General features: G+C 68.9%; 12 protein-coding genes and 1 pseudogene. 8 read left to right on the forward strand and 5 right to left on the reverse strand.

From position 1 onward, the window contains the following. Nucleotides 1-19: 19 nt before the first annotated feature. From PXH83_RS16950 to PXH83_RS16975, 6 genes are all read left to right on the forward strand, one after another. Nucleotides 20-787 (forward strand): redox-sensing transcriptional repressor Rex, encoded by a 768-nt coding sequence (locus PXH83_RS16950; protein WP_274561252.1) that lies wholly within the window; start codon nucleotides 20-22, stop codon nucleotides 785-787. Further along, a complete protein-coding gene (locus PXH83_RS16955; protein ID WP_274561253.1) occupies nucleotides 784-2,397 on the forward strand; it encodes a glutamyl-tRNA reductase in 1,614 nt (537 codons plus the stop codon). The genes PXH83_RS16950 and PXH83_RS16955 overlap by 4 nt, the downstream gene beginning before the upstream one ends. Next, nucleotides 2,394-3,350: a hydroxymethylbilane synthase gene (gene hemC / locus PXH83_RS16960; protein ID WP_274561255.1), complete on the forward strand. Its 957-nt coding sequence runs from the start codon at nucleotides 2,394-2,396 to the stop codon at nucleotides 3,348-3,350. Before PXH83_RS16955 ends, hemC begins: the two co-directional genes overlap by 4 nt. Next, nucleotides 3,347-5,002 carry a bifunctional uroporphyrinogen-III C-methyltransferase/uroporphyrinogen-III synthase gene (locus PXH83_RS16965; protein WP_274561256.1) on the forward strand — a complete coding sequence of 552 codons (1,656 nt, stop codon included), beginning with the start codon at nucleotides 3,347-3,349 and terminating at the stop codon, nucleotides 5,000-5,002. The genes hemC and PXH83_RS16965 overlap by 4 nt, the downstream gene beginning before the upstream one ends. A gap of 114 nt (nucleotides 5,003-5,116) precedes the next feature. Further along, complete coding sequence (hemB, locus tag PXH83_RS16970; protein ID WP_274561257.1) at nucleotides 5,117-6,115, forward strand: porphobilinogen synthase; 999 nt, start codon at nucleotides 5,117-5,119, stop codon at nucleotides 6,113-6,115. Between the two features lie 87 nt (nucleotides 6,116-6,202). Next, nucleotides 6,203-6,784, forward strand: coding sequence for a hypothetical protein (locus tag PXH83_RS16975; RefSeq protein WP_274561258.1), 582 nt, complete (start codon nucleotides 6,203-6,205; stop codon nucleotides 6,782-6,784). A 32-nt stretch (nucleotides 6,785-6,816) separates the two neighbouring features. Here the strand turns inward: PXH83_RS16975 and PXH83_RS16980 are convergent, their stop codons facing one another. The 3 genes from PXH83_RS16980 to PXH83_RS16990 form a co-directional block, all read right to left on the reverse strand. After that, nucleotides 6,817-7,572 carry an AfsR/SARP family transcriptional regulator gene (locus PXH83_RS16980; RefSeq protein WP_274561260.1) on the reverse strand — a complete coding sequence of 252 codons (756 nt, stop codon included), beginning with the start codon at nucleotides 7,570-7,572 and terminating at the stop codon, nucleotides 6,817-6,819. Between the two features lie 82 nt (nucleotides 7,573-7,654). After that, the gene (locus tag PXH83_RS16985) at nucleotides 7,655-7,891 is read right to left on the reverse strand and encodes a DUF397 domain-containing protein (protein ID WP_274561263.1); all 237 of its coding nucleotides are present in this window, start codon (nucleotides 7,889-7,891) and stop codon (nucleotides 7,655-7,657) included. Next, nucleotides 7,888-8,712 (reverse strand): helix-turn-helix domain-containing protein, encoded by an 825-nt coding sequence (locus PXH83_RS16990; protein WP_274561265.1) that lies wholly within the window; start codon nucleotides 8,710-8,712, stop codon nucleotides 7,888-7,890. Before PXH83_RS16990 ends, PXH83_RS16985 begins: the two co-directional genes overlap by 4 nt. Nucleotides 8,713-8,825: 113 nt before the next feature. Here PXH83_RS16990 and PXH83_RS16995 point away from each other — a divergent pair, with 113 nt between their 5' ends. After that, the gene (locus PXH83_RS16995) at nucleotides 8,826-9,227 is read left to right on the forward strand and encodes an ATP-binding protein (protein WP_274561266.1); all 402 of its coding nucleotides are present in this window, start codon (nucleotides 8,826-8,828) and stop codon (nucleotides 9,225-9,227) included. A 76-nt stretch (nucleotides 9,228-9,303) separates the two neighbouring features. Here PXH83_RS16995 and PXH83_RS32740 read toward each other — a convergent pair. After that, nucleotides 9,304-9,483, reverse strand: a pseudogene (locus PXH83_RS32740) (NAD(P)-dependent oxidoreductase); the annotation flags it as partial. Nucleotides 9,484-9,732: 249 nt separating this feature from the next. Between PXH83_RS32740 and PXH83_RS17005 the strand changes: the two are divergent. Next, entirely contained in the window at nucleotides 9,733-10,002 is a 270-nt protein-coding gene (locus PXH83_RS17005; protein WP_274561268.1) for a DUF1876 domain-containing protein, read from the forward strand. Nucleotides 10,003-10,100: 98 nt separating this feature from the next. Here the strand turns inward: PXH83_RS17005 and argS are convergent, their stop codons facing one another. Then, nucleotides 10,101-11,861, reverse strand: coding sequence for an arginine--tRNA ligase (gene argS / locus PXH83_RS17010; RefSeq protein ID WP_274561269.1), 1,761 nt, complete (start codon nucleotides 11,859-11,861; stop codon nucleotides 10,101-10,103). Nucleotides 11,862-11,954 lie beyond the last annotated feature (93 nt).

Genomic DNA, 11,954 nt, shown 5'->3' on the forward strand with positions numbered 1-11,954 from the left:
CTCATCCCGCAGGAGCACCGTGGCAACTGGCCGAACACACCGACCGGCGACCCGTAGCCGAGGCATTCCCGAGGCCACCGTCGCCCGCCTTCCGCTGTATCTGCGCGCCCTGACCGCGCTCTCCGAGCGCTCGGTGCCCACGGTCTCCTCCGAGGAGCTCGCGGCCGCCGCCGGGGTCAACTCCGCGAAGCTGCGGAAGGACTTCTCGTACCTCGGGTCCTACGGGACGCGTGGGGTCGGATACGACGTCGAGTACCTCGTGTACCAGATCTCCCGTGAGCTGGGCCTCACTCAGGACTGGCCGGTCGTCATCGTCGGTATCGGTAACCTCGGCGCCGCGCTCGCCAACTACGGCGGCTTCGCCTCCCGTGGTTTCCGTGTCGCCGCGCTGCTCGACGCCGACCCCGCGCTGGCCGGAAAGCCGGTCGCCGGGATGCCGGTGCAGCACACCGACGATCTCGAAAAGATCATCGAGGAGAACGGCGTCTCCATCGGCGTCATCGCGACCCCGGCCGGCGCCGCCCAGCAGGTCAGCGAGCGGCTCATCGCCGCCGGTGTGACCTCGATCCTGAACTTCGCGCCCACCGTGCTGTCCGTGCCGGACGGTGTCGACGTGCGCAAGGTGGACCTGTCCATCGAGCTCCAGATCCTTGCCTTCCACGAGCAGCGCAAGGCCGGCGAGGAAGCCGCGGCCGAGGCGGCGGGCACGCCGCCGGCCATACGTGGTGGTTCGGCCGCGAGCCGGAAGGGACCCGACGGGGACGTCCCCGCCGTGATGCCGGCATGAGTCTTCTGGTTGTCGGGCTGAGTCACCGCAGCGCTCCGGTCAGTGTGCTGGAGCGGGCGTCGCTGGCTGCCGATACGCAGGCCAAGCTCCTGCAGGACACGCTCGCCTCGGAGCCGGCGGTCGAGGCCGCCGTACTCGCGACGTGCAACCGCATCGAGCTGTACGCCGACGTGGACAAGTTCCACGCCGGTGTCGCCGAGCTGTCCACGCTGCTCGCGCAGCACAGCGGCGTCGGGCTCGAAGAGCTCACTCCGTATCTCTATGTGCACTACGAGGACCGGGCCGTCCACCACCTCTTCTCGGTGGCGTGCGGGCTGGACTCGATGGTCGTGGGCGAGGGCCAGATCCTCGGCCAGATCAAGGACGCGCTCGCGCTGGGGCAGGAGCTCCACACCGCGGGCCGGCTCCTCAACGACCTCTTCCAGCAGGCGCTGCGCGTCGGCAAGCGGGCGCACTCCGAGACCGGCATCGACCGGGCCGGGCAGTCGCTCGTCACCTTCGGTCTTGAGCAGCTCGCGGCCGGTGAGCCGGTCGACGAGTGGACGGCGGGCAAGCGCGCGCTGGTGATCGGCGCGGGCTCGATGTCCTCGCTGGCCGCGGCGACGCTCCTACGTACCGGAGTGGCCGAGGTCGTCATCGCCAACCGCACTCAGGCGCGGGCCGAGCGGCTGGCGGAGATCCTCACGGAGTCCGGTGGCGTGGCGCGTGCGGTGCCGATGGCCGATGTGGCACGGGAGCTGACACGAGTCGACATCGCCGTGTCGTGCACCGGTGCGACCGGTCTCGTCCTGACGGCCGAGAGCGTCGCGACGGCGCTCGGCGTGTCGCTCGACGTGGCGACGCGGGATCGTGGCCGGGACCGTGCGGAGACGCCGGTGGCTCATGGTGCTGGTGCGTCGGATGGTGCCGATGTGGCGCCTGGCTGCCCGCTCGACGCCGAGGCCCGGGCCGAGGCCGGTTCCGGTGCCGCCGTGCCGCAGGCCCGGCAGAGCACCGACGCCGGTTCGCTCGAACTGCACGGCGCCTGGGCCGACAACGGCACCGCCGTCATGCAGGGCCGCGTACGCGAGCAGGGCGGCGTACCCCGTCGTGGGCCCACCCGGCTCGCGCTGCTCGACCTCGCCATGCCGCGGGACATCGACGGCGGCGTGCACCGGCTCGACGGTGTACGGCTCGTGGACATCGAGTCGCTGGCCGACGCTTCCGCCGACGCGCCGATGGCCGCCGATGTGGACCAGGTGCGGACCATCGTGTCCGACGAGGTCGCGGCCTTCGGCGCCGCCCAGCGCGCCGCGCAGATCACGCCCACGGTCGTGGCCCTGCGCAGCATGGCCGCCGACGTGGTGACGAACGAGGTCACCCGGCTCGAAGGCCGGCTTCCCGGACTGGACGACAAGCAGCGCGCCGAGATCACGCAGACCGTGCGCCGCGTCGTCGACAAGCTCCTGCACGCGCCCACCGTGCGGGTCAAGCAGCTCGCGAGCGAGCCCGGCGGCGCCGGGTACGCGGACGCGCTGCGCGAACTCTTCGACCTCGACCCGCAGACGGTTGCCGCCGTCAGCCGGGCCGACCTGAACGACACCGACGGTGGGAATCGAGGGCGGGCATGACCAATGCCTTGAAGCTTGGGACCAGGCGCAGCAAGCTCGCCATGGCCCAGTCCGGACACGTCGCCGAGGCGGTGCGCCAGATCACGGGGCGCCCCGTCGAGCTGGTGGAGATCACCACGTTCGGAGACGTCTCGCGCGAGCATCTCGCGCAGATCGGCGGCACCGGTGTGTTCGTCACCGCTCTGCGCGACGCGCTGCTGAGGGGTGAGGTGGACTTCGCCGTGCACTCCCTCAAGGATCTGCCGACCGCGCAGCCGGACGACCTCACGCTGGCCGCCGTGCCGAAGCGGGAGGATCCGCGTGACGTCCTCGTCGCGCGCGACGGGCTCACCTTCACCCAGCTCCCGGCCGGGTCCCGCGTGGGCACCGGATCGCCGCGCCGCATGGCGCAGCTCAATGCGTACGCGCGCAGCCACGGCCTCGACATCGAGACCGTGCCGATCCGCGGCAACATCGACACTCGTGTCGGATTCGTACGGAGCGGGGAACTGGATGCGGTGGTCCTGGCCGCCGCCGGCCTCAACCGCATCGGCAGGGCCGACGAGGTGACCGAGTTCCTCTCGGTCGACATGGTCCTGCCCGCCCCCGGCCAGGGGGCCCTGGCAATCGAGTGCGCCGCCACGAGCGTCGACCTCGCTGCCGCGCTCGCCGAGCTCGACGACCCGCACACGCGGGCCGCCGTGACCGCCGAGCGATCCCTGCTCGCCGCCCTGGAGGCCGGTTGCAGTGCACCTGTGGGTGCACTGGCCGACCTGCTGGCCGACGGACAGGTTGTCAACGAAATGCGCCTGCGGGGTGTCGTCGGCACGACCGACGGTTCCACGCTGGTGCAGCTGTCCACCACCGGTCCCGTACCCACGTCGCACAACGACGCGATCACTCTCGGACGCGAACTCGCGGACGAGATGCTCGCGAAGGGTGCGGCCGGTCTTATGGGGGAGCGAGCACAATGAGCCCCACCTCTGCACCTTCGGCGTTCTCCGTATCAGGACACGTCACATTCCTCGGCGCCGGGCCCGGTGATCCGGGTCTGCTGACCTTGCGTGCCGTCGAGGCGCTGGCGAGCGCGGACGTCCTGATCGCCGAGCCCCATGTGCTCGATGTCGTACGCACTCATGTTAGGGCGGGCGTAAGCACGCCGCAGCTGACGGTGATTGACGATGCGTCAACTGCCGCCGGAATCCCCGCCATCAGGGATGCGGTCAATCTTGTCATGGAGGCCGCGAGGAGCGGCAGGCGGGTCGTCCGTGCGGTCTCCGGCGACCCCGGCCTCGACGGCAACGCCGGCGAGGAGATGCTCGCCTGCGCCGCCGAAGGCATCCCCTTCGAGGTCGTGCCCGGCATCGCGTCGGGCGTCGGCGTGCCCGCGTACGCCGGTGTGCCGCTGCGCGACGGGCGGGGCGCCGATGTGCGCTTCGTGGATGCCCGTACCGCGGACGACAGATGCTGGGCCGAGATCGGGTCCAGCGACGCCACGGCTGTTGTTTCCACGACGCTGGATTCCGTGGCGGCGGCTGCGGGAGAGCTCGTTTCGGCCGGTCGCAAGCCCGATACGCCGATGAGCGTGACGGTGGCCGGTACGACGACCAGGCAGCGCACCTGGAACGCGACCCTCGGCACGGTCGCCCAGGTTCTGAAGCAGGCCAAGGTGCTGCCGTCGCCTGACGGTCACCAGCCCGTCATAGCCGTGGTCGGTGAGCGCAGCGCCGCTGCTCAGCGTGAGCAGTTGTCGTGGTTCGAGTCGAAGCCGCTGTTCGGGTGGCGGGTGCTCGTTCCGCGTACGAAGGAGCAGGCGGCGTCGCTCTCCGACCAGCTCAGGTCTTACGGGGCCGTGCCGCACGAGGTGCCGACGATCGCTGTCGAGCCGCCGCGCACGCCCCAGCAGATGGAGCGGGCAGTCAAGGGGCTCGTCACCGGGCGGTACGAGTGGATCGCTTTCACGAGCGTGAATGCGGTCAAGGCCGTCCGGGAGAAGTTCGAGGAGTACGGGCTCGATGCCCGTGCTTTCGCGGGGATCAAGGTCGCTGCCGTGGGCGAGCAGACGGCCGCCTCGCTGGTCGAGTTCGGTGTGAAGCCGGATCTCGTGCCGAGTGGTGAGCAGTCGGCTGCGGGGCTGCTGGAGGACTGGCCGCCCTACGACCCCGTTTTCGATCCGATCGACCGTGTTTTCCTGCCGCGGGCCGACATCGCGACCGAGACGCTGGTGGCCGGCTTGATCGAGCTCGGGTGGGAGGTCGACGACGTCACCGCCTACCGGACCGTGCGTGCGTCGCCGCCGCCGGCCGATACGCGGGAGGCGATCAAGGGGGGCGGCTTCGATGCGGTGCTGTTCACGTCGTCGAGTACGGTCCGCAACCTCGTGGGCATTGCGGGTAAGCCGCACAACGTGACGGTGATTGCGTGCATTGGTCCTGCGACGGCGAAGACCGCGGAGGAGCACGGGCTCCGGGTCGATGTGCTTTCGCCGGAGCCGTCCGTGCACAAGCTGGCGGAGGCGCTCGCCGAGTTCGGGGCGCAGCGGCGGATGGCGGCGGTTGAGGCGGGGGAGCATGTGACCCGGCCCAGTGAGCGGCGGCCGGGGTCTCGGCGGCGTCGTACTACGTAGGCGTGGTGCGGGTGGGGCGGGGCTGAGGCTCCGCCCCACTGTGCCGACATGTGCCGACGCGTGCCGACGGCGTGACGGTAAAAGGGGTCGCTCCGGCGGCGTAGCGTGTTTGGCATGACTGTGTACGGATCCTTTCCCGGGGCACGGCCCCGTCGGTTGCGCACCACCCCCGCCATGCGGCGCATGGTCGCCGAGACCCGCCTGCATCCGGCCGATCTGATCCTGCCGGCGTTCGTACGTGAGGGGATCAGCGCGCCCGTGGGCATCTCGGCCATGCCGGGCGTCTACCAGCACACCCTCGACACCCTGCGCAAGGCGGCCGTCGAAGCCGTCGAGGCCGGTGTCGCCGGGATCATGCTCTTCGGCGTGCCCGAGGACGCGAAGAAGGACGCCGCGGGGACTGCGGGGACCGATCCCGAGGGGATCCTTCAGGTCGCGCTGCGCGAGGTGCGGGCCGAGGTGGGCGACGACCTGGTCATCATGTCCGACCTCTGCCTCGACGAGTACACCGATCACGGGCACTGCGGTGTCCTGGATGCCGACGGGCGTGTCGACAACGACGCCACCCTGGAGCGGTACGCCGAGATGGCGCAGGTCCAGGCCGACGCGGGCGCGCATGTCGTGGGACCGAGCGGCATGATGGACGGCCAAGTCGGTGTCGTCCGCGATGCGTTGGACACCATCGGCAAGGAGGATGTGGCGATCCTGGCCTATACGGCCAAGTACTCGTCCGCCTTCTACGGGCCCTTCCGCGAGGCGGTCGGTTCCTCGCTGCAGGGTGACCGCAAGACCTACCAGCAGGACCCGGCGAATCTCCGCGAGTCCATGCGCGAGCTCGCGCTGGACCTCGACGAGGGCGCCGACATGGTGATGGTCAAGCCTGCCGGGCCTTACCTGGATGTGCTCGCGAAGGTCGCGGAGGCCGTGGACGTGCCGGTTGCGGCGTACCAGATCAGTGGCGAGTACGCGATGATCGAGGCGGCCGCCGAGCGTGGCTGGATCGACCGCGAGAAGGCGATCATGGAGAGCCTCACCGGGATCAAGCGCGCCGGCGCGAACATGATCCTGACCTACTGGGCGACCGAAGTCGCGCGGGGCCTCGGGCGCGCGTAGACAACGCAAGTACAACGGGCCCACAACAGGCGGCTGCGAGCGTTTCCCGCGTCCTGCACTTCGTAGAGACGTGGGAGGGAAGCTTCTGTGTCACAGCAACGAACTTCCGAGCACCGGGGGACCGCTCGCATCCTCACCGCACTGGTCGGCATCTTCGTCGTCCTCGTCGCGGGTCTGATCAGTGCCAACCCGGCGGCAGCAGTGGCCGGGCCGGACTTCGCGGCCCAGGCGAGGACCGCCGGGCTGAGCGCCGGGCAGACGGAGGGGCTGCAGGCCAGGGTCGATGCGTTCAAGGAGCGTACGGGCGGGGTCCAGACCGCACCCAACAAGATCCTGCTGGGGTCGGGCGCCGAGCTCACGGTCGTCGTGCCGGGTGAGACGTACGCCCGCGATCTGGGCGCGCCCGTGGGTACGCGCGCGCCCTGCGCGTACCTCCGCTTCTGTGCCTACAGCGGCGAGAACTTCACCGGCAGCCAGATCAACATGTACACCTGCCGCAGCTACAACATCCCCTGGACCGGCAATGGTTCGTGGGACAACAACCAGTCGTCCGGTACGCGGGCCAAGATGTACAACGGCTCCGGCAGCCTGATCTACACCACGCCGGGCGCGCGCAGTTACGACAGGTCTGGGAACTGGACCCCCGTCCACTCCGTGCGCAACTGCTAGAAGGGTTCTTTCCCCCGCAGGCCGCCACCTGTTCAGGTGGCGGCCTGTTCGGTTTCGCCTATCAGGATGGAGTGCTGGAGGCGCAGGAGTTCGGGGCACGGCCGCAGCCCCAGTTCCTCGTCCAGGAGCCGGCGGCCGTCGTGGAACACATCGAGTGCCTCGGCCCGGCGGCCCGACCGGCACAGTGCCAGCATGAGCTGGGCGCGGAACCGTTCCTGGAACGGGTTCTCCGCGACCAGCGGACGCAGCCTCGCCACGGCGCTGGTGTCCTGACCGGTCGCGAGGTCGGCGTGCGCCAGCTGCTCACAGGCCGCCAGACGCAGCTCGTGGAGGCGGGTCGCCTCCGTATGGACCATGGGATTGTCGACGTCGCCGTAGGCGGCCGGGCCGTACCAGAGGGAGAGGGCGTCCTGAAGGGCCGCGCCCGCGCGTACGGGGTCGCCTTGCGCGAGCAGGTGCCGTGCGTGTGCGTACGTCGTCTCGAAGCGCTGGGCATCGATCTCGTCCGGGGCTGCGGTCAGGGCGTAGCCGGACGGTGCGGTGGTCAGCCGCTCCTCGCCGAGCGCCTTGCGCAGCTTGTGGACGTGCCAGCGGAGCATGTCGGCGGCGGACGGCGGCGGCTCGGGCGCCCACAGCGCGTCGATGAGCGTGTTCCTCGGCAGCACAGTGTTTGCGCGGCTCAGGAGTACCGCGAGCAGTGCGGCTTGCTTGCCGCCGCACAGCGATATGGGGTGCGGCCCTTCGTGGACGGCGACAGGGCCGAGCACACGGAAGCGCATGGGTCGCATGGGTCCCCCTGTGATGCGGCGGTTTTAGCGTGCCGTGGCGATTCTGCTGCGGCGGGGGGAGCGCTGTCGCGTGCCTTTTGCGTCAGATCAGGGCTTTCGTGAAGGTGGCCCAGGTGGTGGGGGCGAGGGTGAGGGTGGGGCCGTCGGGGATCTTGGAGTCGCGTACGTGGACGGCCGTGGGGTGGGTGGCGACTTCGACGCATGCGCCGCCTTCGTCGCCGCTGTAACTGGACTTGCGCCATGCATAGGCGACTTCAAGGCAGGCGCCGCCTTCGCTGCCGCTGTAGCTGGACTTGAACCACTCAAGTGCGGTGCTCATTGCTCTCCTAGCAGCCGGTCCAACAGGCCCTTCGTTTCCTCGGGGTTGAGGGCCTGCGTTCGCAGCATCGCATATTTCTGCGCCAGGATGCTGACCTCATTTGGGTCAGTGATGAGCTGGCTGCCACGCTGGGTCTCGGTGTAGGCAAGATGCTGATGGTCCGGTGTTTCCAGGAGGATGAACGGGCCGTCGAGTGCGGCATGTGTCTGGCGGCCGAGCGGCATGATCTGGAGCGTGATACCCGGGAGGTCGGCGCACGTGCGGAGGTGGCGGAGGGTTTCCGCGTACACCTCGTCGCCCCCAAGGCGGTCCCGCACGATTGCCTCGGAGATGATGAAGCTGGCAGTCGGGGGGACCGTGCGGTGCAGGATCTCCTGGCGTGCCAGGCGGGCTGTCACCTGGGCATTGATTTCGTCTTCGCACATGATGGGGACCTTGCTGCGGAAGACCGCGCGGGCGTAACTCTGCGTCTGGAGCAGGCCCGGCAGCACCTGGTTCTCGAACCACGAGAGTGCGATCGCCTCGCGCTCCAAGTCCATGTACTGCTCCGCCCACGCCGGAATCAGATCGATCTCCGGCATGTTGTCCACCGCAGTCTCCAGCGCCTGCTTCGTGTCCAGGACCTCGTCCAGCAGCCTGGCCAGATCCGGTTTGAGTGGTCGCCTGCCCTGCTCGACCGAGGCGATCGTCTCCTCGTGGAGGCGGACCCGTTCGGCCAGTCCGCGCTGGGTGAGCCCGGACGCTTCCCGGAAACGGGCCACCAGCGCGCCCACAAGCTTCATCGCCGACGCGTTCTTCCGCTGCCGCTTCCTGGGGTGCATGACTCTCCAACTCCCCATCCCTGTCCGTACGTCACGCCTAAGGAACCCGTACGGAATTGTTGTACGGGTGCGCGAACTACATCACGGTAGTCACAAGGAGTGACGCTCGTACCGTGAACGAGACGAAACAACTTCCCTTGCTGCGCGAGAAGTTCTTCCGGCGAGACCGGCGATCCGTCCCTGCTGCCAGGGCATTCGCACTATGGGCTCTCGAAGACTGGGGCCTCGGTGCCCGCTCGGACGACGTATTGCTGTGCGTGAGCGAGCTCGCCACCAATGCGCTGCTGCATGGGGTTCCGGTGGGGCGAGGCTTCCGGGTGCATCTGCGGTACGGCGACGCTGTGTTGCGTATCGAGGTGCATGACAGCGGGGACGGGTGGCCCCGACTGCGGGAGCCGGACGGGGAGTCGGGGCGGGGGCTGTTGCTCGTCGAGGTGCTGGCCGACAAGTGGGGGGTCGGGGTGCGCGACCCGGGGAAGATCGCCTGGTGCGAGTTCGGGATCAGCTCTGCCTGAGAAGCTCCATGAGGCGCGATAGGCCGTCGGCGGCGTGGCCCTCGGCGACGGAACGGTCGAGCAGGCCCTGGAGGGGCTCGTACAGGGCGGCCAGGCCGGGGTCGGTGCCGACGTACTTGGTGTCGGCCAGGGCGGCGAGGGTTGCCTCGTGGGTTTCGAAGGTGTGCTGCGGGCCGCTGTAGAGGATGTACGCGCCCGGGCCCGCGATCATCTGCGGTACGGCCATGATCCCGCCGTCGAGGTACTCCGCGCCCTGCCCATGAGGCCGAGGCCCAGGACAGAGACCGGGGCGGGGGAGGAAGTGGGCGCGGGCATGGGTGTGCTCCCTGTGGCTGGGTACCAGGATTGGTGTGCCGAGTGGCTCGCTTCCGACTCTTGCCCGGTGCGGAGAAAGCGACAAGTACCTACAATTTTGTGGAGTACACACCTTTTGGTAAGTGACCGGCTGGGAGTGGTGATCAGAGCTCCGGCGGCGCACGCTGGAAGACGTACTGGAGGTGGCGTCATGCACACACTCGTCGGATGGCACGTTGACATGGAGTTCCAGGAGGAGGGTGACAAGACCAGGGCAGCCGCCATGGTGAGGCTCACCGACGGCACGGAATTCCGCGCCCACGGCAACGCCCAGCGTCACCCCTCCGACCCACCGCAGCTGCGGGTCGGTGAAGAGATCGCGGGCGCACGCGCGCTCATGGACCTCGCCTCGCAGATGCTCCGCAAGGCCCACACGGAGATAGACGAAGTCAGGGGCAAACCGTCGAAGCCACTGATCTGAGCTGTTGATCTGAGCCGCTGATCTGAGGCCCGACGCGGAAGGCCCCCGCCGGTACGCACCGGCGGGGGCCTTCCACGTTGTGAATCAGAGGCGCGTGATCAGAGGCGCTCGGGGGTCCGGATGCCGAGGAGTGCCATGCCCTTGTTGAGCGTGCGGGCCGTCAGGTCGCACAGGAAGAGGCGGTTCTCGACCTGCTCCGGAGTCTCGGCCTTGAGGACCGGGCACTCCGAGTAGAACGTCGTGTAGTGCGACGCCAGCTGGTAGAGGTACGCCGCCAGCTTGTGCGGCTCGTACGACGACGCGACCTCGGCCAGCGTCTCCCCGAACTGGTCGAGGTGCAGGCCGAGTGCGCGCTCCGCCGGGGCCAGTTCGAGAGCCGGGTGGGCTGCGGGCTTCCGGTCGCCCGCCTTGCGGAGGATCGACTGGATACGGGCGTACGCGTACTGGAGGTAGACGCTCGTGTCACCGTTCAGGGACACCATCTGGTCCAGATCGAACTTGTAGTCGCGGGACGCCGACGTGGACAGGTCCGCGTACTTGATCGCGCCGATGCCCACCTGCGTGGCGCGCTCGGCGATCTCCTCCTCCGTGAGATCCTGCGCCTTCTCGCGTACAACGGCCGTCGCCCGCTCGATCGCCTCGTCGAGGAGGTCCACCAGGCGCACCGTCTCGCCCTCACGGGTCTTGAACGGCTTGCCGTCCTTGCCGAGGACCGTGCCGAAGGCGAGCTGCACCGCCCGGGTGGTCTCGCCGTTCAGCCAGCCCGCCCGGCGGGCCGTCTCGAAGACCATCCGGAAGTGCAGGGACTGGCGGGCGTCCACGACGTACAGCAGCGTGGTCGCACCGAGGTTCTTGACGCGGTCGCGGACGGCGGAGAGGTCGGTGGCGGCGTAGCCGTAGCCGCCGTTCGACTTCTTCACGATCAGCGGGGTCGGGTTGCCGTCCGGGCCCTTGATGTCGTCGAAGAAGACACACAGCGCGCCCTCGGAGCGGACGGCGACGCCCGACTCCTCCAGGAGGTCGCAGGTCTCGTCGAGCATGTGGTTGTAGCCGGACTCGCCGACGACGTCCTCGTCGTGGATCTCCATGTCGAGCTTGTCGAAGACCGAGTAGAAGTAGATCTTCGACTCGTCGACGAAGCGGTGCCAGAGCTCCAGCGTCTTCTCGTCGCCCGACTGGAGGGCCACGACGCGGTCGCGCGAGCGGGCCTTGAACTCCTCGTCGGAGTCGAAGAGGACACGCGCGGCCTTGTAGAGCCGGTTGAGGTTCGACATGGCCTCCTCGCCGGAGACCTCGCCGCCCTTGTGGTCCAGCTCGTGCGGGTGCTCCATCAGGTACTGGATGAGCATGCCGAACTGGGTGCCCCAGTCGCCGATGTGGTGGCGGCGTACGACCTTCTCGCCCATGAACTCCAGGATCTCGACCACAGCAGCGCCGATCACGGCGGAGCGGAGGTGGCCGACGTGCATCTCCTTGGCGACGTTCGGCTGGGCGTAGTCGATGACGGTCGTGCCGGGCTTCTCGGCCGGGGACACGCCGAGACGGTCGTCGGCGGCGCGGGCCGCGAGGGTCTCGATGATGGCCCGGTCGGTGATCGTGATGTTGAGGAAGCCGGGGCCGGAGACCTCGATGTCCTTGATCACGTCACCGGCGGGGAGCGCGGCGACGACCTGGCCGGCCAGCTCGCGCGGGTTCGCCTTGGCCTTCTTGGCGAGGGCGAGGATCCCGTTGGCCTGGAAGTCGGCCCGGTCGCTTCGGCGCAGCAGCGGGTCGGCGACGCCGGCCTCCGGCAGGGCTGCCGAGAGGGCGTCCGCGACGCGCTGGTTGACGGTCGAAGCGAGGGAATGGACCGAGGCCATGAGCTGCCGTTCCTGTTGAGAGGAAAGTTGATTGGTGGAGTGAGTATTTCATGGGGGGTGGGGGCCAGTCGTCTCGTATAAAGGCAACCCCGG

This window comes from Streptomyces spiramyceticus (assembly GCF_028807635.1).
Taxonomy (GTDB): domain Bacteria; phylum Actinomycetota; class Actinomycetes; order Streptomycetales; family Streptomycetaceae; genus Streptomyces; species Streptomyces spiramyceticus.